The organism is Streptomyces spororaveus (assembly GCF_016755875.1).
Classification (GTDB): Bacteria; Actinomycetota; Actinomycetes; order Streptomycetales; family Streptomycetaceae; genus Streptomyces; species Streptomyces spororaveus.
The window spans coordinates 3,970,455-3,996,657 of the sequence record NZ_BNED01000005.1 but is presented as its reverse complement, the minus strand read 5'-3'; the positions used below and the strand labels follow the sequence as shown (position 1 = coordinate 3,996,657).

The window sequence follows — 26,203 nt, the reverse complement described above, 5'->3', positions numbered from 1 at the left end:
ACCGGACATGGGTCCCCATCCTGCGGTCGCGGCGATACGCCTGGCGGTCCGCCGCGTACTCCACGACGTCCTCACCGACCTCACCGACCACACAGGCAGCCCCGCCGGCCCCCGCCGCGCCGCGGGCTCCCTGCCGCTCGTCCTCGTCGCCTGCTCCGGCGGCGCCGACTCCATGGCACTCGCCTCCGCCCTCGCCTTCGAGGCCCCCAAGCTCGGCATCCGGGCCGGCGGCATCACCGTCGACCACGGACTGCAGCCCGGCTCCGACCTGCGCGCCGCCGAGGTCGTCACCCGCATGACCGCACTGCGCCTCGACCCGGTGGAGTCCGTCGCCGTGCGCGTCGGGCGCGACGGAGGCCCCGAGGCCGCCGCGCGCGACGCCCGCTACGGGGCCCTGGACGAGGCCGCGGACCGCCTCGGCGCCGCCGCGGTGCTGCTCGGCCACACCCGGGACGATCAAGCCGAAACCGTCCTGCTGGGCCTGGCCCGCGGCTCCGGCATCCGCTCGCTCTCCGGCATGCCCGAGGTCTCCGGCGGTCCCGGCACCGCGCGTCGCACCAACCGCTACCGCCGCCCCTTCCTCCAGGTCGACCGGCAGACCGCCCGCAAGGCCTGCATGGTCCAGTCCCTCCCCGTCTGGGACGACCCGCACAACATCGACCCCGCCTACACCCGCTCCCGGCTGCGCCACGAGGGACTGCCCGCCCTCGAAAAGGCGCTCGGCAAGGGAGTCGTCGAGGCGCTCGCCCGCACCGCGCAGCTCTCCCGGGACGACGCCGACGCCCTGGACGCCTGGGCCGCCGAGGCGGAGACCGGCGTACGCGACGCGGACGGCCGCCTGGAGTGCGCCAAGCTCTACGCCCTGCCCCCGGCCGTCCGCCGCCGCGTGCTGCGCAGGGCCGTCGTCGCGGCGGGGTCCCCCGCGGGCTCCCTCTTCGCCCGCCACATCGAAGAAGTCGACCGTCTCATCACCGGATGGCGCGGTCAGGGCGCCATCAACCTGCCCGGCCGGGTCGAGGCCCAGCGGCAGGGTGGCAGACTTGTCATCCGGCAGGGCTGATTGGTGCTGAAACACGGCTGAGTCCTCCGGGGTCGCCCCCGGAGCCCCGGCCGACAACGAAAGTGATGCGGGTGGACGAGAAGGACATGGGCAGCGACCTCCAGTCGGTGCTCATCACCAAGGAAGAGATCGACGCGAAGCTGGCCGAGCTGGCCGCGAAGATCGACGCGGAGTACGCGGGCAAGGACCTGCTCATCGTCGGTGTGCTCAAGGGCGCCGTGATGGTGATGGCGGACCTGGCGCGCGCCTTGTCCACCCCGCTCACCATGGACTGGATGGCGGTGTCCTCGTACGGCGCCGGGACCCAGTCCTCCGGTGTGGTGCGGATCCTCAAGGACCTGGACACCGACATCAAGGACAAGCACGTCCTGATCGTCGAGGACATCATCGACTCGGGCCTGACGCTGTCCTGGCTCCTGTCGAACCTGGGCTCCCGCCAGCCGGCCTCCCTGGAGGTCGTCACGCTGCTGCGCAAGCCCGAGGCCGCGAAGGTCGCGATCGACGTGAAGTGGGTCGGCTTCGACATCCCGAACGAGTTCGTCGTGGGCTACGGCCTGGACTACGCGGAGAAGTACCGCAACCTGCCGTTCGTCGGCACGCTCGCCCCGCACGTCTACGGCGGCTGATCCGGCCACCGCTCCCGCTCCCGTCCCCGGGAACCCCGGCAGGCCCGCGGGGAACCTGGGGGCGATTCCCGCCGTTGGAGCAGGGGAAGGCGGGTCTGTCAGCCGTCCCACAGGGCCGCGGGTGACAATTCAGGGGTACATTCCGAAGAACAGTCTTTACTCACAGCAGCATTTACCTACGGGCAGGAGGGACGGGACGCCTGGCGTCCCGTATGGATGGACGTGAAGCGATACTTCCGTGGGCCGGTCATGTGGATCGTGCTGGCCGTCCTCGCCGTGGTCGTGTTGATGAATGTCGTCGGCTCCGGCGGCGGCTACAAGTCGGTGGACACCAGCGAGGTCATCAAGGCGATCAACACTGGCCAGGTGGAGACAGCCAAGCTGACCACCGGCGACAGCCAGATGATCAAGATTGAGCTCAAGCAAGGCGAGAAGCTCGGCAAGCACGACGGCACCAAGTTCCAGGCCAACTACATCGGGGATCAGGGCGTCCAGCTCGCCCAGAGCCTCCAGACCAAGTACGACGCCGGTCAGATCCCGGACGGGTACTCCGTCACCCCGGACAAGACCAGCCCGTTCCTGAGCGTGCTGCTCTCGCTCCTGCCGTTCGTCCTCATCGTCCTGGTCTTCCTGTTCCTGATGAACCAGATGCAGGGCGGCGGCTCCCGGGTCATGAACTTCGGGAAGTCCAAGGCCAAGCTCATCACCAAGGACACCCCGAAGACGACGTTCGCCGACGTGGCGGGCTCGGACGAGGCGGTCGAGGAACTCCACGAGATCAAGGAGTTCCTGCAGGAGCCGGCGAAGTTCCAGGCCGTCGGCGCCAAGATCCCCAAGGGCGTGCTGCTGTACGGCCCGCCCGGCACCGGTAAGACCCTGCTGGCGCGTGCCGTCGCGGGCGAGGCCGGTGTCCCCTTCTACTCGATCTCCGGATCCGACTTCGTCGAGATGTTCGTCGGTGTCGGTGCCTCGCGTGTCCGCGACCTGTTCGAGCAGGCCAAGGCCAACGCGCCGGCGATCGTCTTCGTCGACGAGATCGACGCCGTCGGCCGGCACCGCGGTGCGGGCCTCGGCGGCGGTCACGACGAGCGCGAGCAGACCCTCAACCAGCTCCTGGTCGAGATGGACGGCTTCGACGTGAAGGGCGGCGTCATCCTGATCGCCGCCACGAACCGCCCGGACATCCTCGACCCGGCGCTGCTGCGCCCGGGCCGCTTCGACCGGCAGATCGCGGTCGACCGCCCCGACATGCAGGGCCGTCTGGAGATCCTCAAGGTCCACCAGAAGGGCAAGCCGGTCGCCCCGGACGTCGACCTGGGCGCCGTCGCCCGTCGCACGCCCGGCTTCACCGGTGCCGATCTCTCCAACGTCCTGAACGAGGCCGCGCTGCTGACGGCCCGCTCGGACAAGAAGCTGATCGACAACCACTCGCTGGACGAGGCGATCGACCGCGTCGTGGCGGGCCCGCAGAAGCGGACCCGGATCATGTCGGACCGGGAGAAGAAGATCACCGCGTACCACGAGGGCGGACACGCCCTGGTCGCGGCGGCCTCGCCGAACTCGGACCCGGTCCACAAGATCACGATCCTGTCTCGCGGCCGGGCCCTGGGTTACACCATGGTCCTGCCCGACGAGGACAAGTACTCGACCACGCGCAACGAGATGCTCGACCAGCTGGCGTACATGCTGGGCGGGCGCGCGGCCGAGGAGCTGGTCTTCCACGACCCGACCACCGGCGCGGCGAACGACATCGAGAAGGCCACCGCCACGGCGCGGGCCATGGTCACGCAGTACGGCATGACCGAGCGTCTCGGTGCGATCAAGTTCGGCGGCGACAACACCGAGCCGTTCCTGGGCCGCGAGATGTCGCACCCGCGGGACTACTCGGAAGAGGTCGCGGCGCTGGTCGACGAAGAGGTCAAGAAGCTCATCGAGACCGCGCACAACGAGGCCTGGGAGATCCTGGTCGAGAACCGCGACGTCCTCGACAACCTGGTTCTCGCGCTGCTGGAGAAGGAGACGCTGAACAAGGAGCAGATCGCCGAGATCTTCTCCACGATCGTGAAGCGTCCGGCCCGCCCCGCGTGGACCGGTTCCTCCCGCCGTACCCCCTCCACCCGTCCGCCGGTGCTCTCTCCCAAGGAGCTCCAGCTGACGAACTCGGCGAACGGTACGTCGGCCGCGGTCACGCCCGTCTCCACGGAGAAGGGCATCGAGGTGGCCCCGGAGGACCGCCCCGAGTAACCAGGGGCCCCACCCCACCCGGAATGGAAGCCGCGCCCCCCAGGTTCTAGCCTGGGGGGCGCGGCTCATTCGCAAGACCGCGTGTGCGGACAGGAACGAGGAAGAGATGACCGACCCAGTGACCTTGACCGGCGACGAGGGCACGATCGGCGTGTTCGACGAGAAGCGCGCCGAGGCGGCGGTCCGTGAGCTCCTGATCGCGGTCGGCGAGGACCCGGACCGCGAGGGCCTCCTGGAGACCCCGGCGCGCGTGGCGCGCTCGTACCGGGAGATATTCGCCGGCCTCTACCAGAAGCCCGAAGAGGTCCTGACCACGACGTTCGACCTGGGCCACGACGAGATGGTCCTCGTGAAGGACATCGAAGTCATGTCCAGCTGTGAGCACCACCTGGTCCCCTTCCACGGGGTGGCGCACGTCGGCTACATCCCGTCCACCGACGGCAAGATCACCGGCCTGTCGAAGCTGGCCCGCCTCGTGGATGTGTTCGCCCGCCGCCCCCAGGTGCAGGAGCGTCTGACCACGCAGATCGCGGACTCCCTGATGGAGATCCTGGACCCGCGCGGGGTCATCGTGGTCATCGAGTGCGAGCACATGTGCATGACCATGCGAGGCGTCCGCAAGCCCGGCGCGAAGACCATCACCTCGGCGGTCCGCGGCCAGCTCCGCGACCCCGCCACCCGCAACGAGGCCATGAGCCTGATCATGGCTCGCTGACCGGTGCCCGGGCCGGACGGCTGGGAGCCCCTGGACGAGGACGTACGGCGGACGCTCCAGCTGCTGCTGGCCGGGGATTCGGACGACGAGCGGCGCTTCCGGGCCCAGATCCCGCACACGGTGATGCGCGCGAGCGACTGCGCGTGTCCGTGCGTGTACCTGAGCGTGGACACGGACGCCGTGCCGGCGGTTGCGACGGAGAGGCGGACGGCCGTGGTGGCCGGGGCCGCCCTCTGTGACGCCGACGGGGGGTACGACGGCGAGGTGTCCCTCTTCGCGGTCGACGGGGCCCTCGCGGACCTCCAGTTCTGCGACTGGGAGGACAAGGGGCCGGGCGGCCGCAGGCTCTGGGAGTGGCTGGGGTACGTGTACCCCGGGTAGTCCCCGTCGGCCCCGGCCGGGGCCGACGGCGCCCCCTAGGCCGTGTTTTAGAAGTGGGCTCGTTCCCTCGTCTCGCGCCGTGATGATCTCGGGGTGGGGCGAGGGGATCTTTCTGACGAGCAGTGGGCGGTGCTGGAGCCGTTGCTGCCGGTGGCGGTGGTGGGCAGGCGGTCGCTGGGTCGGCGGAAGCTGATCGACGGCATCCGGTGGCGGGCACGGACTGGTGCTCCGTGGCGGGATCTGCCACTCGAATACGGGCCGTGGCAGACGGTCTACGGACTCTTCCGCCGCTGGCAGCGCGACGGGATCTGGCACTTGCTGCTGACCCGGCTGCAGGCTCAGGCGGATGCAGCCGGGCTGATCACGTGGGAGATCAACGTCGACTCCACGATCTGCCGGGCCCATCAGCACGCCGCAGGCGCCCGCCGCGACGGACAGGCCCAGAAGGAACCGCCTGGCGGAACCCGCACCGAGCCCGACGACCACGGCCTGGGCCGGTCCCGGGGAGGTTTCACCACCAAGATTCATCTCGCCTGCGAGCAAGGCCAACGGCCGCTGTCCTTGCTGGTCACCGCAGGTCAGCGTGGTGACAGTCCTCAGTTCGCCGCTGTCCTGGAAGGCATCCGAGTCCCTCGCACCGGACGAGGCCGTCCCCGTGTCCGGCCGTTGCGAGTGCGGGGCGACAAGGCGTACTCCTCCCGCGCCAACCGAGCCTACCTGCGGAAGCGGGGAATCCGGTGCACGATCCCGGAGCCTGCCGACCAGGCCGCCAACCGCAAACGGCGCGGGAAGGCCGGCGGGCGGCCCCCGGCTTTCGACCGCGAGGACTACAAGGCCCGGCACGCGGTCGAGTGCGGGATCAACCGGCTCAAGCGCAACCGGGCGGTCGCCACCCGGTTCGACAAACTCGCGGTCCGCTTCGAGGCCACCGTCCTGATCGCCGCGATCGGCGAATGGCTATGACCGCTCTGAGCTGTCGGTTCCTCATGCCATGCTGACCGCGACCCAGGTGAACAGGCGAGGGGAAGGCAACGATGGGGGCTCAGTACTACGGCGCCGACAGCGAGAGCGGCGACCGCATCGACGACCCCTCCGAGGATGCGCTGTTCATGCTGATCAGCGAACTCAACGACTCCGACAACACCTTCGTGGTCGTCCAGCCCGACGAGGACGACCCTGTCTGGTTCGCCTCCGTGGCCGTCCTGGACGAAGGCGGTTACGAGATCGTCCGCCGTGACACCACGCGCAACGAGCACGAGGTCACCACGGCGACCAGCATCAACGACATCGCCCGCGACCTCACCATCTGGATGGCCGCCCGCGACTTCCCCGGAAGGCCAACCAGGCAGGTCAGCGAGTTCTAAAACACGGCCTAAGCCTTGGCCGGGGCCTTGGCCGGGTCCTCGTCCTCGGGGAGCTTCAGTACGTGCTCCAGGAAGAGGGCGGCGGCGATGACGGCCGCTCCCGCCAGGACCGAGGCGCCGGCGTACCAGGCCTGGTCGCGGCGGGCGGGGATGTCGAGGGAGTCGGTCAGCAGGAAGACGCCCACCCCGCCGTACATGCCCGCCACCAGCGCCGCCACCAGGGCACTGGCCTGGCCGAAGACCACCGCGCGGGCCGCCATCAGCGGCTCCACGCCCTTGGCGCCGGGGCGGCGCTCGCGCTGGGCCTTGAGGCGGGCGCGCATCGACAGGGCCGTGGCCAGCAGCACCGCCGCGATGATGCCCAGGACGATCGGAGCGGCCAGCGGAACGCCCGGCAGGGTGCCGTAGGCGTTCCACAGGCGTGCGCCCGCCCAGGACAGGATCCCGGCGACCACGAAGATGCCCGCCAGGACCCCCGGCCTCAGTTGCTTCACTTGCCTGTTCCCCACTTTCAGCGAGTAGCCGTGAACAGGCTAACGACTACTCGGGGAGGTGGAGTTCCAGGTCGGGGCGCGGCGTCACGCCGACCAGGCCGATTTCGGCCAGCAGCGAGGTGACCGGTCCGTGGCCGGGGATCCGGGCCTCCGGGTCGATGTCGTGCCAGGGGGCCAGCACGAAGGCCCGCTGGTGGGCGCGCGGGTGCGGGAGGGTGAGGACCGGGTCGTCGGAGACGCGGTCGGCGTACGCGACGATGTCCACGTCGATCGTGCGGGGGCCCCAGCGCTCCTCGCGGACGCGGTCGAACGCCTCCTCGACGGCGTGCGCGCGCTCCAGGAGCGAGGAGGGCGGCAGGGTGGTCTTCACGGCGACGACCGCGTTGAGGTACGAGGGCTGCGAGCCGGGCTCGACGCCCCACGGCTCGGTCTCGTAGACCGGGGACACGGCCTTGACCCGCATGCCGGGGGTGTCACCGAGTGCGTCGATGGCGCCCTGAAGGGTCTCCAGCCGGTTGCCGAGGTTCGCGCCGAGCGCGATGACGGCCCATTTGGGGTTGGACAGGGTCACGTCCGCCGCGTCGACCGTCTCGACGACGGAGGCGGGTACCGGCTGGACGGTGGGGTCGCTCGGTGCGTTCAGTCCGTTGTTCATGCGCGGCTCCGGGTGATCGTGATGGTCACGTCGTCGAAGGGGACGGTGATGGGCGCGTCCGGCTTGTGGACGACGACCTCCACCTGCGCCACCGCTTCGTGCTTGAGGCACTGCTGGGCGATCCGCTCGGCGAGGGTCTCGATGAGGTCGACGGGCTCACCCTGGACCACGTCGACGACTTCCTCCGCGACTACCCCGTAATGCACGGTCTTAGCCAGGTCGTCTCCGGCCGCCGCGGGGCGGGTGTCGAGGTGCAGCACGAGGTCGACGATGAAGGTCTGGCCTTCCTCGCGTTCCCGGGGGAAGACGCCGTGGTGCCCGCGAGCCTTGAGGCCGCGCAGCGCGACACGATCCACGCGAATCACTCCTGCTTTCGTAGGTGCTTCCGGTCCCGGGGCTCCCCGGGGCCATGGCTGCGCCGAGTGCGGTCGGCGTCGTCCGTCTTCGAATTTACCTGCGAAATAGTCCGCACCCCGCCGGAGGGGTCAGGAGGCGTCGTCTTCCTCGTCGTCGTCGGACTCCGTGAGGACGGGAGAACCGTGGTGGGACCAGAGCCGCCAGCCCTCGGATGTGCGTCGGAACACATTCGTCGCGACGACCAGCTGACCGACGAGCGGGCCGAGTTCCCCGCCGTCCTCGGCGGGGCCTCCGCTGAGGATGTTCTCCGTACACGTCACCAGGGCGGTATCACCTATGACGGCCACTTTGGTGTCGGTGAGGAAGAACTGGATGTAGTCGGTGTGCGACATGATGAGCGCGTACGAGCGCAGGACCTCGCCGCGGCCCGAGAGCACCGGCCAGCCGGGGTGGACGCAGGAGATCTCGTCCTCCAGCCAGAGCGCCGACAGTGAGTCGAAGTCCCCCCGCTCCATTGCCTCGTAGAAGGCCGTGTTGACCTCTTCGACCGCCTCGATGTCGGTTCTGCTCACGGTGCTCCTTGTCGGTGGGTGACGATCAGAGTGCCCCTTCGACGGCCCGGGCAACCCGTACGGCGTCCGCGGTCGCCCGTACCTCGTGTACCCGTACGGCCCAGGCGCCCTGGTGGGCGGCGATCGCGGAGACGGCGGCCGTGGCGGCGTCGCGCTCGCGGGCGGGCGGCGGGGTGGTGCCGGTCCCGCCGGCCAGGACCCGGCCGAGGAAACGCTTCCTCGACGCGGCGACCAGCAGCGGGAAGCCCAGCGTGCGCAGCTCGGGCAGGTGCGCGACCAGGGCCAGGTCGTGCTCGGCATTCTTGGCGAAGCCGAGTCCGGGGTCGACGATGATCCGCTCGGGGGTGATCCCGCCCGCCACGACCGCGTCGATCCGGGCCCGCAATTCGGCGGTGACCTCGGCGACCACGTCCTCGTAGACGGCGAGGCTGTTCATGCCCTCGCTGAAACCGCGCCAGTGCATCACCACGAAGGGCACCTCGGCGGCGGCGACGGCCGGGATCATCCCGGGGTCGGCCAGGCCGCCGCTGACATCGTTGACCAGGGCCGCGCCGGCTTCGACGGCCCGGGCCGCGACGACCGCGCGCATGGTGTCGACGGAGACGGTGACGCCTTCCGAGGCGAGGCCGCGGACCACGGGGACGACCCGGCGCAGCTCCTCGTCCTCGTCGACGCGGGAGGCGCCGGGGCGGGTGGACTCGCCGCCGACGTCGACGAGGTCGGCGCCGTGCTCGACGAGGTCGAGGCCGCGCTTGACCGCGGCGGTGGTGTCGAACCAGCGGCCGCCGTCGGAGAAGGAGTCGGGAGTGACGTTGACGACGCCCATGACCGCGCAACGGTCCCGGTCCGGCAGACCTGCGACCCGGCCCCTGCCGGTGGCTCCGCGCTTCGTGTTCATAGGTCCAAGGGTAGGGCTGACCTGGATACGACAGGGCCCCGGCGGCCGTGCCCCGGCCCCGGGGGCCCGGCCGTACCGGGGCTCCCGGGCCCGTACGAGCCGAAGCCCGGCGCCCCGGGAACACCGGGAGCCGGGCTTCGGTGTGCCGGACGTGTACCCGTCCGGCCGGTTCTCATGCCGCCTGGACCTCACGCTCCGGCTGCTTCGGCACGGTCGTCATGTGGTTGTGCGTGCAGGTGCGCACCGGCTTGGGGCGCCGGCGGCTGGCGAACAGCCGGGGCAGGGCCAGCGTCACGAAGCCCTCGGCCTGCATCACGGCGAAGCCGATGCGGGGCAGGTCGCGGCTGTTGCGGTAGACCATGAAGCGCGGCTCCCAGCGGGGGCGGAACTTCTCGTTGAACTTGTAGAGCGACTCGATCTGGAACCAGCGGGAGAGGAAGACCAGCAGGCCGCGCCACATCCGCAGGACGGGGCCGGCGCCGATCTTCTCGCCGCGGGCGAGGGCCGCGCGGAACATCGCGAAGTTCAGCGAGACCTTCTCGATCTTCAGGTCGGGTGCGGCCTGGAGGGAGGCGACGATCAGCAGCTCGTTCATGCCGGGGTCGGCGGCGCGGTCGCGGCGCATCAGCTCCAGCGACATGCCGTCGGTGCCCCACGGGACGAAGTGCAGGACGGCCTTCAGGTCGCCGAACGGGCTGGTGTCGCCCTCCTCCACGCGGTGGGCGGTGGCGATGAAGCAGTCGCCGTCGCCCTCCTCGCCGACCCGGCCCAGGGCCATCGAGAAGCCGCGCTCGGTGTCGGTGCCGCGCCAGGCCTCGGCCGCGCCGCGGACCCGCTCCAGCTCCTCGTCGCTCAGCTCGCTGACCCGGCGGACCTGCGTGGTGTAGCCGTTGCGCTCGATGCGCTTCACCATCTGGCGGACATTGCGCATGGGGCGGCCCGCGAGGGAGAAGTCTTTGACATCGACAATCGCCTCGTCACCCAGCTCCAGGGCGTCCAGACCGGTCTCGCGGGTCCAGACCTCGCCGCCGGTCTCGCTGCAGCCCACGACGGCGGGGGTCCACGAGTGGGCCTTGGCCTCCTCCATGAACCGCTCGATCGCGCCCGGCCAGGCCTCGACGTCGCCGATGGGGTCGCCGGAGGCGAGCATCACGCCGGACACGACGCGGTAGGTGACGGCGGCCTTGCCGCTGGGGGAGAAGACGACGGCCTTGTCGCGGCGGAGCGCGAAGTGGCCGAGGGAGTCGCGGCCGCCGTGCTTGGCGAGCAGCTCGCGCAGCTTGTCCTCGTCGTCGGAGGTGAGCCGGGCGGCCGGGTGCTCGGGTCGGAAGGCCAGGTACATGGTGGTGAGCGCGGTCAGCATGCCGAGCGCGCCGAGCGAGTACCCGACGGTCCAGGACACCTGGCCGGCGTAGTCGACGGGGCCCTCGAAGCCGAAGAGCCCGTAGACGACGTGCGTGATCTGCTCGTACAGGCCCGGGTTGCCGACGACCCGGTTCGGGTGGACGTTCACGATGAGCAGGCCGAGCCCGATGGAGCCGGCGCTCATCAGTACGAAGTTGGCGAGGGCCTTCCAGCGGCTGCGCGGGTCGGGCAGCGCCTTGAATTCATTCTGGTGGCGCAGCAGCAGCACGAAGAGCAGCGCTGCGATGATCACACCGGGGATCGAGTGCCGGTAGAGGAACTGCGCCACGGCACCGGCCGGAAGCAGCACGACCGCCGCCCGCCAGGCCCGGCGCTTGCGGCGCTTGAGGCCGTGCGCGAGCAGCAGGAGCAGTACGCCCGCGCTGATGGCGAGGGCGGCTGCGAAGGGGCCGAACACCGGCAGCACCTCGGCGACCGCGTGGATCCGGCTGTGCCGGAATCTCGGGAACACCCCTGCCGCGACGTCCAGAAGGCCGACGATCATGACGGCCGTACCTACCAGGCCGGGCACCGACTCCGGCTGTGGGCCTCGGAGGATTCGGCGGACCCTGCTCGGAACCTGTCCCGACTTATCGCCATCTATCCTGCTAGACATCGCTTCCCGTTGCTCCGCGAGAGATCATGTGGCCGAAGGCCGCGACAGCCTCCGGTGTGTGGTGCGTCCCTTAGGACGACATCGACGAGGAGCGGGTTCACTCTTTCGTCGGAAAAAAACAGTCCTGCCACCAGAAAGTCGACTGACTGCTCATGGGTCTCACCAGTAATACGGTTCTGGCGCTGGCCATCATCGCCGGTGTGCTGCTCTTCGCGGCCACGGTGTGGTTCTGGCCGAAGCTCTCGGGCCGCACCTGGCGCGCGTTCGCCGGCCGGATCGGGCTGCTGCTGGCGACCCAGCTGGCGCTGTTCTCGGCTGTGGGACTGGCGGCTAACAAGTCGTTCCTCTTCTACGGTTCCTGGGCCGACCTGCTCGGTCAGGAGACGTCCATGGGCAAGGTCGTCGACCACTCGATGAGCAGCAAGGACATCAAGGTCGTCGACAAGCAGAAGCTGGACGTACCCGGTGGCGCCAAGCCCCAGGTCGGTGGTCAGATCCTGAAGGTTGCCATAACCGGGCAGAAGTCGAAGATAACGAGCCCCGGCTACGTGTGGCTCCCGCCGGAGTACTTCCAGCCGCAGCACAAGGACCAGAACTTCCCCGCGTCCATCGTCCTGACGGGCTACCCGGGCACCGCCGAGAACCTCATCAAAGGGCTCGACTACCCCATGAAGGCCTTCAGCCTGTCCAAGTCGGGCAAGATGAAGCCGATGATCCTGGTCATGCTGCGCCCGACCGTGGCGCCGCCGCGTGACACCGAGTGCGTCGACATACCCGGTGGCCCGCAGACCGAGACCTTCTTCGGCGAGGACCTCCCGCAGGCCATCACGAGCACCTTCCGGGTCGGCAAGAAGCCCGAGAACATGGGCTTCATCGGTAACTCCACGGGCGGTTACTGCGCGCTGAAGATCGCCGCGCACTACCCGCAGACCTTCGGCGCCGCCGCGGGTCTGTCCGCGTACTACGACGCCCCGGACGACCCGACGACCGGTGACCTGTTCCACGGCGACGAGAAGCTGAAGAAGCGTGCGGACGTGCTGCACAGCATCGAGCACAAGAAGCCGACCGGTACGTCCTTCCTCGTGACCAGCAGCGAGAAGGGCGAGCCGAACCTCACCGACACCAGGAAGTTCATCAAGAAGGTGCAGGGCCCGGACCGGGTCTCCTCCATCATCCTCGACAGCGGTGGCCACAACTTCAACACGTGGCGACGTGAGATCCCGCCGATGCTGATGTGGATGAGCGGCCGGATCGAGGCCTGACGACCCGGCCGTACGCGGCAGGAGCAGGGGCAGGGGCGCGACCACGGTCGGGCCCCTTTCTCATGCCTCCTGCAGTTCGGCCCGGCGCAGCGCCCGGTGGACGCCCTCCGGCGTCAGTACGCCGACCAGCGCGCCGGATCGCGGGTCCGTGACCCCGACCCGCCCCGAGTCCTCCTGGAGCAGGGCGGCGAGCGCCTCGCGCAGGGTCGCCCCCAGCTCCACCGAGACCGCCGGGTCCTCCCCCTGCGCCGCGGCCAGGTCGGCCGCCTCGACGGCGGTGACCGCGAGGCGCTTGAGCCCCCGGTCGGCGCCGACGAAGGAGGCCACGTACGCGGTGGCGGGCGCGGCGAGCACCGCCGCCGGGCGGGCGAACTGCTCGATGGTGCCCGTGCCGTAGACCGCGATGCGGTCGCCGAGCCGGATCGCCTCCTCCAGGTCGTGCGTGACCAGCAGGATCGTCTTGCGTACGGTCTTCTGCAGCGTCAGGAACTCGTTCTGCAGGCGCTCGCGCACCACCGGGTCCACCGCGCCGAAGGGCTCGTCCATCAGCAGCACCGGCGGATCGGCGGCGAGCGCGCGGGCCACGCCGACGCGCTGGCGCTGCCCGCCGGACAGCTGCTCCGGGTAGCGGCCCCCGTAGACGGCCGGGTCCAGGCCCACCAGTTCGAGGAGTTCGGCCGCCCGGGCGCGGGCCTTCGCCCTGGGGGTGCCGATCAGCTGCGGCACGGTCGCCGTGTTCTCCAGCACCGTCTTGTGCGGGAACAGGCCGACCTGCTGGATGACGTACCCGATCCGGCGGCGCAGTTCGACCGGATCGGCGGCCGCTATGTCCTCGCCGTTCAGCAGGATCCGGCCGGATGTCGGGTCGATCAGCCGGTTGACCATCTTCATCGTGGTCGTCTTGCCGCAGCCGGACGGGCCCACGAGCGTGACCAGCTCACCCTCCGCCACCTCGAAGGACAGGTCCTCGACGGCTGTCGTCCCGTCGGGGTAGCGCTTGGTCACTTGCTCGAATCGGATCACAAACCCATCTTTCCGTACTCCGGCCGCCGATTTGTGAAGGCCGTGTTGCCTGGCTGCGAAGGATTCCGGCCATTGAGGGTGGTGGGGGTTAGGGTCGCTGTGACGGGTGAACGTGAAGACGTGCGTTCGAGCGACGGGGGGTGAAGGGCATGGCGGCACAGAACTGCCTGGTGGCGAACGACTGGATCTGCTGGGACTACGTCAGCTCCCGCTCCCAGGAACTCACCGACGCCACCCTCGAACACATCTGGATCACAGGCGTGTCGGTCCTGATCGGCATCGCCGTGTCCGTGCCGCTCGCCCTGCTGGCCCGGCGCGGCCGCCACTGGGCGGCGCCCGTCCTGGGCCTGACCACCCTCCTCTACACCGTCCCCTCGCTGGCCATGTTCTCCCTGCTGCTGCCGGTCTTCGGACTCTCGGCGGCGCTGGTGGTGACCGGGCTGGTGCTGTACTCGCTGACGATCCTGGTCCGCAACGTCCTGGCCGGCCTGGAGGCCGTCCCCGAGGACGTACGGGAGGCCGCGCGCGGCATGGGATACGGTCCCGGGCGCCTGCTGTGGCAGGTCGAACTGCCCCTCGCGCTGCCCGCGCTGCTCGCCGGCGTCCGGATCGCCACCGTCTCGACGGTCGCGCTGACCACCGTCGGCTCCATCGTCGGCAAGGGCGGCCTCGGCAATCTCATCGCCCCGGCCGTGAACAGCTCCTTCAAGGCCCAGGTGCTCACCGCCTCGGTGCTGTGCGTGCTGCTCGCGCTCGTGGCCGACCTGCTGCTGCTCGGCGTACAGCGGCTGCTCACCCCGTGGACCCGGGCCGGTGGCCGGCCCGCGGCCCGGGCGAAGGGGGCCTGAGGCCGTGGACGTCTTCACGGGAGCCTGGGACTGGCTGGCCAACGGCGCCAACTGGTCGGGGGAGAGCGGTGTCTGGCACCGGCTCGGCGAGCACGCCTACGTCAGCGCGGTCGCGCTCGCGATCGCCTGCGCGGTGGCGCTGCCGGTCGGCCTGTTCCTCGGCCACCTAGGCAAGGGCGGCACCCTCGCGATCAACATCTCCAACATCGGCCGGGCCGTGCCCGTCTTCGCGGTGCTGGCGCTGTTCATGGTCTCCCCGCTGCGCAACGCCGGGTACCTGCCCACCATCGCCGCGCTCGTGCTCTTCGCCGTACCGCCGCTGCTGACCAACGCCTACGTCGGCATGCGCGAGGTGGACCGCTCCGTCGTGGAGGCCGCCCGCGGCATGGGCATGTCCGGGATCCAGCTGTTCCTGCACGTCGAGCTGCCGCTCGCGCGCGCCATGGTGATGACCGGGCTGCGCTCGGGCGCCGTACAGGTCATCGCCACGGCCACGATCGCCGCCATGGTCGGCCAGGGCGGCCTCGGCCGGATCATCACCGCCGGCTTCAACACGTACAACACCCCGCAGGTCGTCGCGGGCGCCCTGCTGGTGGCCGCGCTCGCCCTGCTGGTGGAGGGCGCGCTCGTGGCGGCGGACCGGCTGCTGCTGCCGCGGGCGGCGTCCCGCTGATTCCTGTCCATCGCCTCGAACGGAGTACCTCCATGACCAAGACCACGCGCGTCCTCGGCGCGTCCCTGGGCGCCCTGGCCCTGACGGTGTCGCTGGCCGCGTGCGGCGGCGACAGCCTGGAGAAGAGCAAGGACGGCGGCCCGGCCGCCGACGCCTCCTCGTCCGGAGGCGGCGGCAAGGGCAGCCTGGTGATCGGAGCGGCCGGGTTCACCGAGTCGAACGTCCTGGCCGAGCTGTACGCGCAGGTCCTGAAGGACGCCGGCTACAGCACCTCGGTCAAGACGGTCAACAACCGTGAGCTGTACGAGCCGTCGCTGGAGAAGGGCGAGATCGACATCGTCCCGGAGTACGCGGCCACGCTCGCGGAGTTCCTCAACGCCAAGGTCAACGGCCCGAAGGCGCCCGAGGAGAAGCCGGTCGCCTCCAGCGACGTCGCGGCGACGGTGGCGGGTCTGGAGAAGCTGGCGGCCCCGCTCGGCCTGAAGGCGCTGACCGCCGGTGAGGCCGTCGACCAGAACGCATTCGCCGTGACCAAGGAATTCGCCCAGAAGAACAACCTCAAGACCCTTTCCGATCTCGGCAAGTCCGGACTCAAGGTGAAGATCGCCGCGGGCGACGAATGCAGCGTCCGTCCCTTCTGCGCACCGGGGTTGACGAAGACGTACGGAATTCAGGTCTCCGGGGTCGACCCGAAGGGCGTCGGCACCCCGCAGGCCAAGCAGGCGGTCAAGGACGGCGCCGACCAGCTCGTGCTCACCACGACCACCGACGCCACCCTCGACAGCTACGGCCTGGTCCTGCTGGAAGACGACCAGAAGCTCCAGAACGCCGACAACGTCCTGCCCGTGGTCAACGCCAAGGACGCCGGAACGCCGGAGGTCGCGGCCGCGCTGGACAAGCTGACCAAAGCGCTCACGACGGCCGATCTCGTCGACCTCAACCGCAAGGTGGACGCCGAGCGCGCCAAGCCGGCCGACGTCGCCAAGGCCTATCTGGAGTCCAAGGGCCTGCTGAAGAAGTAGCGCGCACGGGGTCGGCGGAGAAAAGTGCTCAACTGACCGGGAAGAGTTTGCCGGGCGGGTATCCCACTCGACCCCCATGCCCTGTAAATTTCGGGCCATGCCCCGTGGACGCCACCGCAATCCCGAACCCCTGCACCGGCTGCTCACGCCGACGACCGTGGCCGGTGTATCCGTCGTCGGCGCCGGCGCGGCCTGGCTGCTGGCGGAACCGATGGCGCTCCGGCTCCTCGTGGCCGTCACGGCGGCGGCCGGGGTCGCCGGCGCCGTCGTCATGCGCGCCTGGGACCGCTCGGCGGGCCGCCGCGTCGCCGAGCTCGGGCGCGAGCGCGTCAAGGACGAGTGGCGGACGGACGAGCGGATAGCCGAGCTCGAATCCGACCTCGAGGAGGCCCGGATGCTGCGGGCCAGGCTCGACGCCAAGCTGCGCGCCAAGCGGGTCGAACTGGCAGGCCTGCGCGGCGAGCACGCGGCGCTGCTGCGGCGGTACGCCACCGCCGAGACCGAGCGCGCCAGTGCCCTGGAGGGCCGTCGGCTGCTGGCCATCGAGGCCTCCGCCGCGCCGGCCGCCGCGCCGAAGGAACTTCCGGCCGTCACCGAGGAGCGCACCTCGGCGGGCGCGCCCACCGCGGTCGGCTACGCCCGGGCCCACTCGGCCCTGGAGGCGCTGGCCCGCAGGCGTCAGGAGGCGCGGGCGCTGCCCGCCGGGCCGTCGGCCCCGGAGCCCGACCCCGGCCCCGGCCGCGGCCACGCTCCGGCCCCCGCGGCCGCCTCGCTCCCCGCGCGCCGTCCGGCGGCCGCGGTGGCCCCGTACGCGGCCCAGCGGCGTACGGCCTCGCGCGTCGAGGGCGGCTTCGACTTCTTCGGCACCAAGAACGCGGCGCAGGCGCGCGCGGTGATCGAGGCGGTGCAGAACGAGGACCTGGCCGACGTGGTCGGCGCGGAGGCCCTCGCCGTGCACAAGGCGGAGTCCGCCCAGGCCGTGGTCGAGCCGGAGTTCAAGCCGGCGACCGACGAGACCCGCGCGGTGGGCCAGGTCATCGACCTGACGGCCCACGACGAGACCGAGCCGATCGACGTGGCCCGGCTCCGCACCGCGATCTCCTAGGGGGTGTCTTGCCGATCAGGGCGGGCTCGCGGTGGTCGGCACCGCGCCTCGCCGCGTTGTCCTCGGTCGGCGACGCTCCGCGTCGCCTCCCTCGTCCGCCTTGCGATCCTTCCCCTCGGCCCTGGCGGGCCTGGGGAGACCCCATGGCACCGACCACCGCTCCCTGATCCACCCTGATCGACAAGACACCCCCTAGCGCCCGTGCCCGGGTCCGGACCCGGGCACGGCGTCAGTCCCGGTACGAGGCCACCAGCCGGGCCAGGTGCCGGCCCGCCACCAGGAGCGGGGTGCGGCTCATCGTGACCTGTGAGGTCGTCTCGGCGCCCTCCAGAGTGCTGATCACGGTGATCGCCAGGTCGCGGGCGTCCGGCTCCGCATAGCCCGACGCCAGGAGCTTCGCGGCCACCAGGTGCTGCCAGTTGGCGAACGCCCGGGCGCAGGCCGCCTGGAGCTCCGGCAGACGGCCGACCGTCTCCAGGGCCGTGGCCGTCACCGGGCAGCCGTCCCGCCAGTCGGAGGCCTCCAGCGCCTGCGCGAGCACGGCGGCCACGCCCTCGACCGCCTCGGCGGGGTCGGCGTGAGCGGCGAGCCCGGCGCGGAGCAGCTCCGCGAACTCCTCGTCGCCGAAGTGGATCGCGGCCACCGCGAGTTCCTGCTTGCCGCCCGGGAAGAAGTGGTACAGCGAGCCGAGGGTGGCCTCGGCCTCGCGGACGAGCTGCTTGACCGGGGTGTTCTCGTATCCGCCGTGCTGCATGAGGCGGGATGCGGTGCGCACCAGCCGGTCGCGTGTCCCGGGCGCTGTGGTCGTCGCTGCTGTTGCCATGGGCGTGATCCTACCGCCGAATCTGGATAGAGCGTTCGTTCTAGCTCCGTGCTACGGTCGTCCCGAGCGCTGGATAGAGCGTTCGTTCTAGACGATGTGTTGGGGGAGAACTCCGTCATGAACCAGATCCGTACCACCCGGACCCAGGGCGCCAGGGTCACCGTCGTGGGCCTCGGGCCGATGGGCCGCGCCATGGCCAACGCCTATCTCGACGCCGGCCACGAGGTCACCGTGTGGAACCGCAGCACGGGCAAGGACGACGAGCTCGTCGCCCGCGGGGCCCGCCGCGCCGCCGGCATCGCCGAGGCCGTCGCCGCGAGCCCGCTCACCGTGCTCAGCCTGATCGACGTCGAGGCCATGTACGGCACGCTCGGCGACACCGGCCTCGACGGCCGCGTGCTGGTCAATCTGTCCTCGGATGTCCCGGAAAAGGCCCGCGCCGCCGCCCGTTGGGCCGAGGCGCGCGGGGCCGCCTACCTCACCGGCGGGGTCAACGTACCGCCCGCCGGCATCGGGCAGGAGGGGTCCTCGATCTTCATCAGCGGCCCGCGGGAGGTCTACGAGGAGCACCGCGCCGCGCTCGACCTGCTCGCCGCCACCGACTACCGCGGTGCCGACCCCGGCCACGCGCAGCTCTACTACCAGCTCAACATGATCCTCTTCTGGACGGCCTACACCGGCTGGTACCAGGCCGTCGCCGTCGCCCGCGCCAACGGGCTGACGGCGGCCGACATCCTTCCGTACGCCGGCTACACGGCCGACACCATGCGCGGCTTCTACACCGGGGGCGCCCCGCTCATCGACGCCGACGAGCACGGTGGCGAGCACGAGCGCCTCGCGATGTGCGCCGCGAGCGTCGAGCACGTCCTGCACACGGCCGCGGACTCCGGTGTGGACACCGGGATCCTGGCCGCGCACGCCGCGCTCTACCGGCGCGGGGTCGAGGCGGGCTTCGGCGCCGACAGCAGCTCGCGCCTGATCCGCCTGCTGGGCAACGAAGCCACGACGGCCTAGCGGACCGAGTCGAACCAGCGGACGACCTCCGGTGCCGAGCGGACCGCGGTGGCCGTGTGGTCGGCGTCCGGGCCCTGGTCCACGACCTTCGCCCGGACCCCGTGGCGGGCCAGGTCGGCCGCGCAGGCGCGGGAGTTGGCGATCGGTACGTCGGTGTCACCCGTGCCCGCGTACAGGCGCACGGGCGCGGCCGGCTTCCAGTCGCAGACGCCGTCGTTGTCCCGTACGGCCTCCAGCAGGTCTCCGCGCGGGTTCCGGACGTTCTCGGCCCACTGCGGGGTCAGCAGCTCCTGCGGTGTCGCCGGGAGCGCGGCCACGATGTCCTGCGACTGGCGGCTCCCGTCGAACAGGCCCTCCACAGCCTGTGCGTAGGGCGCGCGGAACACCTCGGCCGGGTCCTTGTAGAGCGGGTGGAGCCGGTTCTGCGCCGTGAGGAAGTAGGAGAGGTAGAAGACGGCGACGCGCGGGTCGACCCGGCCGTCGGTGATCCCGGGGAACTGGGTGCCGAGCAGGTCGTGCGGTCCGGCCATCGGGGCCAGCGCCCGCAGCCGCAGGCCGTCGCGCCCGCGGGAGAGCTCCCGGCCCAGGGCCATCGCCACCTGTCCGCCCTGCGAGAAGCCGGTGGCGTACACGTCCCGGCCGACCGGGCGTCCCAGCCGGTCGGCGGCGGTGCGGGCGGCCTTCAGCATGTCGACGGAGGCCGTGACCGCGGACCGGGTGTCCATGTACGGGTGGCTGCCCGGGCCGCCGCCCAGGCCCAGGTAGTCGGGGGCGGCGACGGCCCGGCCGGCCGAGGCGTGCAGGTACGGGGTGAGCCGGTTGTAGCCGGCGCCCCCGGACGGGGCTTCGTCGCGGGTGGCGACCGTGCCGTGGGTGTCGGAGACCAGGTCGAGGCGGTGCGGGCCGCCGCGCGGCAGGACGAGCAGCCCGGTCGCGGTGGTGGGCCGGCCCTGCGGGTCCACCGTGGCGTAGGTCAGCCGGTAGGCGCGCACGCCGTACCGGACGGTCCCGGGGTCGATGCCCAGCGTGCCGAGTGCGGCGACGACCTGGTCGCGGTCGAGGGTGTCCAGCGGGACGACGGAGACCAGACCGCCCCGGGCGGTGGCCGCGGTGGCCGCGGTGGACGGGGTGGCCCGTGCGGCGGGCGCCGCCAGCGCCGCCGGGGCCGCGATCCCGCCGAGTACGGCGGCGAGCGCCACGGCCGCGGCGCCCCGCCGGAGCCACGGCCGGTGCCACTGCTTGCTGTGCTGCGTGATCGTCATACCGGGAACGCTACGGAGGCCCGCGGAGCCGGGACATCCGGGCGGCACCCGTGGGCCGCGGGGGGAAACCCCCGGGCGGCCGGTGGAGTACGCAGGGGGTCGGGGAAGGTCAGGGGAAGGCCAGGACGAGCAGTACGGCCAGTGCCTCCAGCGTCAACTGCGCGGCCAGCGCGACCCGTCCGGCCCGGACCGGCGCGGCCAGCGCGACGACGAAGGACACCACCAGGGCGGCGAGCAGTGCCCCGAAGGCGCCGACCGGGAAGGGAGCGCAGCTGACGTCGTTCACGAAACAGCGGCCACCCCTGTCGGTGCTCAGCATCAGGAGCTTCGCGACGAGGAGGGCGGGCGGGAACAGCAGGGCGGCGAGGCCCGAGCGCGACCGGATCCGGGAAGCGGCCGTCACGGACGCGGAGGACGGGGCGGGGAGGGCGGCGGGCGCGGGCTTCCGGGTCATGTCACCACGGTGCCGCGGGGGCCGCCGCACGGGGATCCGCGCGGGTACTCAGCCCGCGCGGGCCCGTACTCATTTCCGCGGAGCCCGGAGCCCGGAGCCCGGAGCCCGGAGCCCGGAGCCCCGATGCCCGGCGTCCTAGAACAGCGGGAGCTGCCCGGGGTGTTCGGACAGCACGAAGCCGTCCAGCGTCGGCGCGGAGGCGCCGAGCAGCACCCGGGCGCGGGACCCGGGGCAGGACACCAGGTCGCCGCGTCCCCGCCCGGAAGGTGGATCGTGGCGGGCGATCCGTCCGGCGGTGACGGCGCAGTCGCGGCCGCAGGAAGGGCAGGCCCGGCGGGGAGAGTGGGACATGCCGCCCAGTCTGCCCTGCCGCACCGACATCAGCTCTGCTGGGAGGCGAGCCACGCCTCGTGCGCCCGCTGCACCCGGTCCCACAGCTCGGCCCGGTCCGCCGCCGTCAGGTCGTCGAGCTCCCGCCCGAACACCGTGGCCATGACCTCGAAGAGCTCCTCCGGGGAGGCCAGTTCCCGCTTGTCGCGCCCGCCCCGCGGGTCGATGTGGAGCAGGAACCTGCCGTGCAGCCGGTCGACGGCCCCGGCGTTGCGCCGCAGCATGAAGAAGGACTGCAGGAAGGGGGAGTCCTCGGCCGTGGACAGCCGCAGGTGCTCGGCCTCGAAGTCGGCCGTGGTCGCGGGGGCCGAGCGGAAGTTCATCGCGGGGAAGGGCGAGTCCTCGTTGAGGAAGGTCCAGCCCGTGTCGGGCCCGTCGGCGCTCCCGAGCGGCCGCAGGCCGTACCGGAAGCCCCGCTCGTAGCGGCCCTCGCGCAGGGGCAGCGGCTCCGGCGGACCGTCGCCCAGGCCCACGTCCACGAAGTAGGCCTCCCCGTCGACCCGTACGGTCAGGGTGAGGTGGTCGCCGCGGACGTCCGTGGTGACGGTGTCCGCAGCCATGCCTCCGACGTGGCGGGTCACGTCGTACCCGAGTTGCTCCAGCAGGGCCGCGAAGGCGCCGTTGAGGTGGAAGCAGTAGCCGCCGCGCCCCGCGGCGAGGCGGCGTACGCACAGCTCCGGGTCGATGCCCGGCGGCCGGCCCAGCTGGATTTCGGTGTTCTCGAACGGAATCCGCTCCAGGTGGGCCCGCGTGAGCGCGAACAGCCCTTCCACAGAGGGGGATCCGGGGTCGGTGATGCCGATCCGACCCAGGTATTCGGTGTAGATACCAGAGATCATGTTGATCACTGTAGATCCGGACATGTCGCCGGGGCCGGGCGGGACTACTTGTCGATGTCGCCGACCACGAAGAAGAGCGAGCCGAGGATCGCCACCATGTCGGCGACCAACTGCCCCGGCAGCAGCACCGCCAGCGCCTGGATGTTGTTGTAGGAGGCACTGCGCAGCTTCAGCCGGTACGGGGTCTTCTCGCCCTTGGACACGAGGTAGTAGCCGTTGATGCCGAGCGGGTTCTCGGTCCAGGCGTACGTGTGCCCTTCCGGCGCCTTCAGGACCTTGGGCAGCCGCTGGTTGATCGGCCCCGGCGGGAGGTCCGCCATCCGGTCCAGGCAGGCCACGGCCAGGTCGAGCGCGTTGTGGGTCTGGTCCAGCAGGCACTCGAAGCGGGCCAGGCAGTCGCCCTCGGTGCGGGTGATCACCTTCAGCACGTCCTGGAGCTCGCCGTAGGCCAGGTACGGCTCGTCGCGGCGCAGGTCGAAGTCGACGCCGGAGGCCCGGGCGATCGGGCCGGAGACCCCGTACGCGTGCACCGCCTCGGCGGACAGGACGCCGACCCCGCGCGTGCGGGCGCGGAAGATCTCGTTCCCGTGGACCAGCTTGTCGTAGACGTCCATCCGGGTCCGGACGTCGGCGATCGCGGCGCGGGCCCGGCCGAGCCAGCCGGCCGGAAGGTCCTCCTTGAGGCCGCCGACCCGGTTGAACATGTAGTGCATGCGGCCGCCGGAGATCTCCTCCATGACGGCCTGGAGCTCCTCGCGTTCCCGGAACGCGTGGAAGATCGGAGTGATCCCGCCCAGTTCGAGGGGGTACGAACCGAGGAACATCAGGTGGTTCAGCACCCGGTTCAGCTCGGCCAGCAGCGTCCGCATCCACACGGCCCGCTCGGGGACCTCCATGCCGAGCATCCGCTCGACGGCCATGACCACGCCCAGCTCGTTCGAGAACGCGGACAGCCAGTCGTGGCGGTTCGCGAGCATCACGATCTGCCGGTAGTCGCGGGCCTCGAAGAGTTTCTCCGCACCGCGGTGCATATAGCCGACCACCGGTTCGGCGCTGACGATCCGCTCGCCGTCCAGGACGAGGCGCAGGCGCAGCACGCCGTGCGTGGAAGGGTGCTGGGGGCCGATGTTGAGCACCATGTCGGTGCTCTCCGCCGCTCCGCCGATACCGACCGTGGTCTCCGTCATGCGGGCATTGTCTCAGCCCTAGTGTGGACGCATGGAAACGGGGACGATGGGTGAGACAGACGGACCCGCATGGGTCGGGCTGCCCGGCGGGCTGCTCACGCTGCGGCGGACGCTGCTGCTGGTGTGGACGGTGCTGCTCGCCGTCGTGACCGCCGTCGTGACGGGGCTGACGCTCGGCCCGGCGTGGGCGGCCCTCGGGGTGTTCTGGCTCGCGGTCCTGGCCTGGGGCTGGGTGCTCCTCGGCCGGAACTGGCGGTCCTGGCGGTACGCCGAACGCGCCGACGACCTGCTGATCAGCCGGGGCGTGCTGTGGCGGGAGCAGACCGTGGTGCCGTACGGGCGGATGCAGCTGGTCGAGGTCACCTCCGGCCCGCTGGAACGCCGCTTCGGCCTGGCCTCCGTACAGCTGCACACGGCCGCGGCCGCCAGCGACGCCAAGATCCCCGGGCTGGTGCCGGCCGAGGCGGAGCGGCTGCGCGACCGGCTCAGCGCGCTCGGCGAGGCAAGGTCGGCGGGCCTGTGAGCTCCGGTCCGCAGGGCTCCGACCCCCGCCCCGAGGTACGCGACGCGCAGACCGCACCCGGGCCGTCGGCAGCGGGCCGACCCGCCGCCGAGTCCGCCGCGGGCGGACAGGTGGAGCGGCGGCTGCACCCCTTCACCCCGCTGCGCCGCGCCTGGGTGCCGATCGCCGCGACCGTCGGCGTGCTCGCCCAGCAGGGCGACCAGGCCGGGAGGTGGGTGGCCGACCTGTCCGCCCTCCTGCGGGTGGCGGCGGTGGCGGGCCTGATCCTGGTCTTCGGCGCGTACGGATTCCTGAGCTGGTGGTTCACCCACTACGCCATCACCGACACCGAACTGCGCATCCGCACCGGGCTCTTCTTCCGGCGCACCGCGCACATCCGCCTCGACCGGCTCCAGGCCGTGGACGTCACACGCCCCCTCCTGGCCCGGCTGACCGGCGTCGCCAGCCTCCGGCTCGACGTCATCGGCACCGAGGAGAAGGACCAGCTGTCCTTCCTCGGCGAGCAGGAGGCCGTGGCCCTGCGTGCCGAGCTCCTCGCCCGCGCGGCCGGCTTCGCCCCCGAGGAGGCCGTGAGCCTGGGCGAGGCCCCCGAACGCGAACTGCTGCACGTGACCCCGCGCGAGCTCGTCGTCTCGCTGCTCCTCAACCTGGGCGTCTGGGTGCTGCTGGTTCCCGGGCTGGCCGTGCCGGCCGTCGTGTGGTGGCTCAGCTCCAGCCCGTGGGCGGCCCTCGCCGCGGTGCTCCCGATGCTCGGCGCGGTCTGGGCGGGCACCGCGGGCCGCTTCCTCACCGAGTACGACTGGCGGGTCGCCGAATCCCCGGACGGGCTGCGCCTGGACCACGGACTGCTGGACCGGGCCCACGAGACGGTGCCGCCGGGGCGCGTGCAGTGCGTACGGATCGTGCAGCCGCTGCTGTGGCGCCGGCGCGGCCTGGTCCGGGTGGAGCTGAAGGTGGCGGGCTCGAACAACACGGTCCTGGTCCCCGTGGCCTCGAAGGACGCCGCCTTCGCCGTCGTCGCCCGGGTGCTGCCCGGGGTGGACCTGGCGGCCCTGTCCTTCTCCGGCTCCCCGCGGACCGGGTCCCGCTGGGTGGTCCCGGTGTGGTGGAAGGGCTACGCCCTGGCGCTGTCCCCGGAGGTGTTCGCCGCGCGGCACGGCCGCCTGTGCCTCCGTACGGACATCGTCCCGCACGCCAAGGTGCAGAGCGTCCGCTTCACGCAGGGCCCGTGGGCCCGCGCCCGCGGCGTCGCCGACGTCCACGTGGACACCGGCGCGAACTGCACGGTCACGGCCCGGCTCCGTCCGGAGCCGGAGGCCGCGACGCTGCTGTACGACCAGGCCGCCCGCTCCCGCACCTCCCGGGCCACGGCCCGCCCGGACCGTTGGATGACCGAGCCCGGCCCGGAGGCGTGAGGCCGTCCCGCCACGATCCCGCGCCCCGCGTCAAGGGAATCTTGACAAAGTGATCACGTCAAGGTTTCCTTGACATATGTTGATCTTGCGATCGAAGGACCACCGGAACCTCCTTCCCGCCACCCCGTCCATGGCCGCCGCCGTGCCGCTCGGCGTGGGTCTGCCCGCCCTGACCGCGGTGTCCGGCGACCGGCTCGGTACCCCCGCCACCCTCGCCCTGATCCTCGTGGGTCTGGCGCTCATCGCCTGCACGGCCGCACTGGCCGCCCGGGCGGCGGCGCGCTCCGAGCGGGCGCGCCGCGACGAGGCGGTCCTCGACGCCCTCGAACCCCTCGCCGGACTGCGCCGATGAGCGGCGAACCGCTGCTTGAGCCGGTGGAGATGGACCGGATCCGGGAAGGGATCGCCGCGGCCGTCCTCGGCGCCCCGGAGGGGCTGGCCGAATCGCTCGAACACGACCCCCACGGATACCTGCGCCTGGTGGACGCCTCGCGCGTCGGCGCCGAGGAGGCGAGCCGGCTGCTGCGCGAGGCCGTTCAGGGCGCCAGGGCCGCCGGCCACAGCTGGGACGCGGTGGGCCGCGTCCTGGGCGTGAGCCGCCAGGCCGCCCAGCAGCGCTTCGCGGGCAAGGCGGCCGGTGGCGCGGGCTCGTCGGCGCCGCCCGCCGGGGGGCCGGACTCCCCCAAGCGCCGGACCCTCGGGGGCCTGTCCGCCTTCAACGAGATGGCCGCCCTGGACGAGGCCGGCCGCGACGGCTGGCACGTGGTCGGCTACGGCCCCTTCTTCCACGAGGTGGAGGCCTCCGACCACCCCTGGGAGCACTGCCGGGTGACGCTCCCGTCCCTCGCGCGGCACCGGCGGATGGAATCGGAAGGCTGGATTCCGGTCGGTGCGGGCTGGTTCCCCTGGCGCTACTACAAGCGGCCCCTGGGCCCGGGCGGCTGAGGGGTTCCGCCGAAGCGGCCGGACCCCGGGCC

Annotated in this window: 30 protein-coding genes; 17 read left to right on the top strand and 13 right to left on the bottom strand. The window is 71.5% G+C overall.

Translation table 11 applies throughout. The annotated features are described in order from the left end of the window. Positions 1-7 precede the first annotated feature (7 nt). The 7 genes from tilS to Sspor_RS20255 all read left to right on the top strand — a co-directional run bounded on the left by tilS (position 8) and on the right by Sspor_RS20255 (position 6,390). Positions 8-1,060, top strand: coding sequence for a tRNA lysidine(34) synthetase TilS (gene tilS, locus Sspor_RS20285; protein ID WP_202200394.1), 1,053 nt, complete (start codon positions 8-10; stop codon positions 1,058-1,060). 65 nt (positions 1,061-1,125) lie between these two features. Then, positions 1,126-1,686, top strand: a complete 561-nt coding sequence (hpt, locus tag Sspor_RS20280) for a hypoxanthine phosphoribosyltransferase (RefSeq protein ID WP_030228417.1) — start codon at positions 1,126-1,128, stop codon at positions 1,684-1,686. A gap of 216 nt (positions 1,687-1,902) precedes the next feature. Continuing rightward, on the top strand, positions 1,903-3,930 hold the full coding sequence (gene ftsH, locus Sspor_RS20275) for an ATP-dependent zinc metalloprotease FtsH (protein ID WP_202200393.1): 2,028 nt from the start codon (positions 1,903-1,905) through the stop codon (positions 3,928-3,930). 106 nt (positions 3,931-4,036) lie between these two features. Then, positions 4,037-4,645, top strand: coding sequence for a GTP cyclohydrolase I FolE (gene folE / locus Sspor_RS20270; RefSeq protein WP_030756162.1), 609 nt, complete (start codon positions 4,037-4,039; stop codon positions 4,643-4,645). Between the two features lie 3 nt (positions 4,646-4,648). Next, positions 4,649-5,026 carry a hypothetical protein gene (locus Sspor_RS20265; RefSeq protein WP_202200392.1) on the top strand — a complete coding sequence of 126 codons (378 nt, stop codon included), beginning with the start codon at positions 4,649-4,651 and terminating at the stop codon, positions 5,024-5,026. Positions 5,027-5,119: 93 nt separating this feature from the next. Next, positions 5,120-5,989: an IS5 family transposase gene (locus Sspor_RS20260; RefSeq protein WP_202197473.1), complete on the top strand. Its 870-nt coding sequence runs from the start codon at positions 5,120-5,122 to the stop codon at positions 5,987-5,989. A 71-nt stretch (positions 5,990-6,060) separates the two neighbouring features. After that, on the top strand, positions 6,061-6,390 hold the full coding sequence (locus Sspor_RS20255) for a hypothetical protein (RefSeq protein ID WP_030654589.1): 330 nt from the start codon (positions 6,061-6,063) through the stop codon (positions 6,388-6,390). 8 nt (positions 6,391-6,398) lie between these two features. Here Sspor_RS20255 and Sspor_RS20250 read toward each other — a convergent pair whose 3' ends face one another. The 6 genes from Sspor_RS20250 to Sspor_RS20225 form a co-directional block, all read right to left on the bottom strand. Beyond that, complete coding sequence (locus Sspor_RS20250; protein ID WP_202200391.1) at positions 6,399-6,884, bottom strand: DUF3180 domain-containing protein; 486 nt, start codon at positions 6,882-6,884, stop codon at positions 6,399-6,401. A 46-nt stretch (positions 6,885-6,930) separates the two neighbouring features. Further along, positions 6,931-7,539, bottom strand: a complete 609-nt coding sequence (folK, locus tag Sspor_RS20245; protein ID WP_202200390.1) for a 2-amino-4-hydroxy-6-hydroxymethyldihydropteridine diphosphokinase — start codon at positions 7,537-7,539, stop codon at positions 6,931-6,933. Then, positions 7,536-7,895 carry a dihydroneopterin aldolase gene (gene folB / locus Sspor_RS20240; RefSeq protein WP_030010912.1) on the bottom strand — a complete coding sequence of 120 codons (360 nt, stop codon included), beginning with the start codon at positions 7,893-7,895 and terminating at the stop codon, positions 7,536-7,538. The genes folK and folB overlap by 4 nt, the downstream gene beginning before the upstream one ends. A gap of 129 nt (positions 7,896-8,024) precedes the next feature. Further along, positions 8,025-8,468, bottom strand: a complete 444-nt coding sequence (locus Sspor_RS20235) for a nuclear transport factor 2 family protein (RefSeq protein WP_202200389.1) — start codon at positions 8,466-8,468, stop codon at positions 8,025-8,027. A gap of 25 nt (positions 8,469-8,493) precedes the next feature. Continuing rightward, entirely contained in the window at positions 8,494-9,366 is an 873-nt protein-coding gene (folP, locus tag Sspor_RS20230; RefSeq protein WP_202200388.1) for a dihydropteroate synthase, read from the bottom strand. Between the two features lie 172 nt (positions 9,367-9,538). Next, positions 9,539-11,386 (bottom strand): phosphatidylglycerol lysyltransferase domain-containing protein, encoded by a 1,848-nt coding sequence (locus Sspor_RS20225; protein ID WP_202200387.1) that lies wholly within the window; start codon positions 11,384-11,386, stop codon positions 9,539-9,541. Positions 11,387-11,538: 152 nt separating this feature from the next. Here Sspor_RS20225 and Sspor_RS20220 point away from each other — a divergent pair, with 152 nt between their 5' ends. Then, positions 11,539-12,648, top strand: coding sequence for an alpha/beta hydrolase (locus tag Sspor_RS20220; RefSeq protein ID WP_202200386.1), 1,110 nt, complete (start codon positions 11,539-11,541; stop codon positions 12,646-12,648). 60 nt (positions 12,649-12,708) lie between these two features. Here the strand turns inward: Sspor_RS20220 and Sspor_RS20215 are convergent, their stop codons facing one another. Beyond that, positions 12,709-13,671 (bottom strand): ABC transporter ATP-binding protein, encoded by a 963-nt coding sequence (locus Sspor_RS20215; RefSeq protein ID WP_202200385.1) that lies wholly within the window; start codon positions 13,669-13,671, stop codon positions 12,709-12,711. Between the two features lie 149 nt (positions 13,672-13,820). Between Sspor_RS20215 and Sspor_RS20210 the strand changes: the two genes are divergently transcribed. The 4 genes from Sspor_RS20210 to Sspor_RS20195 all read left to right on the top strand — a co-directional run bounded on the left by Sspor_RS20210 (position 13,821) and on the right by Sspor_RS20195 (position 17,319). Continuing rightward, positions 13,821-14,519 carry an ABC transporter permease gene (locus Sspor_RS20210; protein ID WP_202200384.1) on the top strand — a complete coding sequence of 233 codons (699 nt, stop codon included), beginning with the start codon at positions 13,821-13,823 and terminating at the stop codon, positions 14,517-14,519. Between the two features lie 4 nt (positions 14,520-14,523). Further along, positions 14,524-15,192, top strand: coding sequence for an ABC transporter permease (locus Sspor_RS20205; protein WP_202200383.1), 669 nt, complete (start codon positions 14,524-14,526; stop codon positions 15,190-15,192). Between the two features lie 32 nt (positions 15,193-15,224). After that, positions 15,225-16,214: an ABC transporter substrate-binding protein gene (locus Sspor_RS20200; RefSeq protein WP_202200382.1), complete on the top strand. Its 990-nt coding sequence runs from the start codon at positions 15,225-15,227 to the stop codon at positions 16,212-16,214. Between the two features lie 97 nt (positions 16,215-16,311). Continuing rightward, positions 16,312-17,319 carry a hypothetical protein gene (locus Sspor_RS20195; protein ID WP_202200381.1) on the top strand — a complete coding sequence of 336 codons (1,008 nt, stop codon included), beginning with the start codon at positions 16,312-16,314 and terminating at the stop codon, positions 17,317-17,319. A gap of 229 nt (positions 17,320-17,548) precedes the next feature. On the opposite strand, the gene Sspor_RS20190 is transcribed toward Sspor_RS20195, so the two are convergent. Continuing rightward, positions 17,549-18,142 (bottom strand): TetR/AcrR family transcriptional regulator, encoded by a 594-nt coding sequence (locus tag Sspor_RS20190; protein WP_202200380.1) that lies wholly within the window; start codon positions 18,140-18,142, stop codon positions 17,549-17,551. Between the two features lie 117 nt (positions 18,143-18,259). Between Sspor_RS20190 and Sspor_RS20185 the strand changes: the two genes are divergently transcribed. After that, positions 18,260-19,156 carry an NAD(P)-dependent oxidoreductase gene (locus Sspor_RS20185; protein ID WP_202200379.1) on the top strand — a complete coding sequence of 299 codons (897 nt, stop codon included), beginning with the start codon at positions 18,260-18,262 and terminating at the stop codon, positions 19,154-19,156. On the opposite strand, the gene Sspor_RS20180 is transcribed toward Sspor_RS20185, so the two are convergent. The 5 genes from Sspor_RS20180 to Sspor_RS20160 all read right to left on the bottom strand — a co-directional run bounded on the left by Sspor_RS20180 (position 19,153) and on the right by Sspor_RS20160 (position 23,288). Further along, positions 19,153-20,418: an alpha/beta hydrolase family protein gene (locus tag Sspor_RS20180; protein WP_202200378.1), complete on the bottom strand. Its 1,266-nt coding sequence runs from the start codon at positions 20,416-20,418 to the stop codon at positions 19,153-19,155. The genes Sspor_RS20185 and Sspor_RS20180 overlap by 4 nt on opposite strands. Positions 20,419-20,527: 109 nt before the next feature. Then, positions 20,528-20,872 carry a hypothetical protein gene (locus Sspor_RS20175; protein WP_202200377.1) on the bottom strand — a complete coding sequence of 115 codons (345 nt, stop codon included), beginning with the start codon at positions 20,870-20,872 and terminating at the stop codon, positions 20,528-20,530. A gap of 135 nt (positions 20,873-21,007) precedes the next feature. Next, positions 21,008-21,223, bottom strand: a complete 216-nt coding sequence (locus tag Sspor_RS20170; protein ID WP_202200376.1) for a hypothetical protein — start codon at positions 21,221-21,223, stop codon at positions 21,008-21,010. Between the two features lie 29 nt (positions 21,224-21,252). Beyond that, entirely contained in the window at positions 21,253-22,101 is an 849-nt protein-coding gene (locus tag Sspor_RS20165) for an arylamine N-acetyltransferase family protein (RefSeq protein WP_202200375.1), read from the bottom strand. A 44-nt stretch (positions 22,102-22,145) separates the two neighbouring features. Continuing rightward, positions 22,146-23,288: an NADH-quinone oxidoreductase subunit D gene (locus Sspor_RS20160; protein ID WP_202200374.1), complete on the bottom strand. Its 1,143-nt coding sequence runs from the start codon at positions 23,286-23,288 to the stop codon at positions 22,146-22,148. Positions 23,289-23,319: 31 nt separating this feature from the next. On the opposite strand from Sspor_RS20160, the gene Sspor_RS20155 reads away from it, so the two are divergent. The 4 genes from Sspor_RS20155 to Sspor_RS20140 all read left to right on the top strand — a co-directional run bounded on the left by Sspor_RS20155 (position 23,320) and on the right by Sspor_RS20140 (position 26,171). Then, positions 23,320-23,811 carry a PH domain-containing protein gene (locus Sspor_RS20155; RefSeq protein WP_202200373.1) on the top strand — a complete coding sequence of 164 codons (492 nt, stop codon included), beginning with the start codon at positions 23,320-23,322 and terminating at the stop codon, positions 23,809-23,811. Further along, positions 23,808-25,226, top strand: a complete 1,419-nt coding sequence (locus Sspor_RS20150) for a PH domain-containing protein (RefSeq protein WP_202200372.1) — start codon at positions 23,808-23,810, stop codon at positions 25,224-25,226. Before Sspor_RS20155 ends, Sspor_RS20150 begins: the two co-directional genes overlap by 4 nt. 76 nt (positions 25,227-25,302) lie before the next feature. Then, positions 25,303-25,578, top strand: a complete 276-nt coding sequence (locus Sspor_RS20145; protein WP_202200371.1) for a hypothetical protein — start codon at positions 25,303-25,305, stop codon at positions 25,576-25,578. Next, the gene (locus Sspor_RS20140) at positions 25,575-26,171 is read left to right on the top strand and encodes a hypothetical protein (protein WP_202200370.1); all 597 of its coding nucleotides are present in this window, start codon (positions 25,575-25,577) and stop codon (positions 26,169-26,171) included. The genes Sspor_RS20145 and Sspor_RS20140 overlap by 4 nt, the downstream gene beginning before the upstream one ends. The last annotated feature ends 32 nt before the right edge of the window (positions 26,172-26,203 follow it).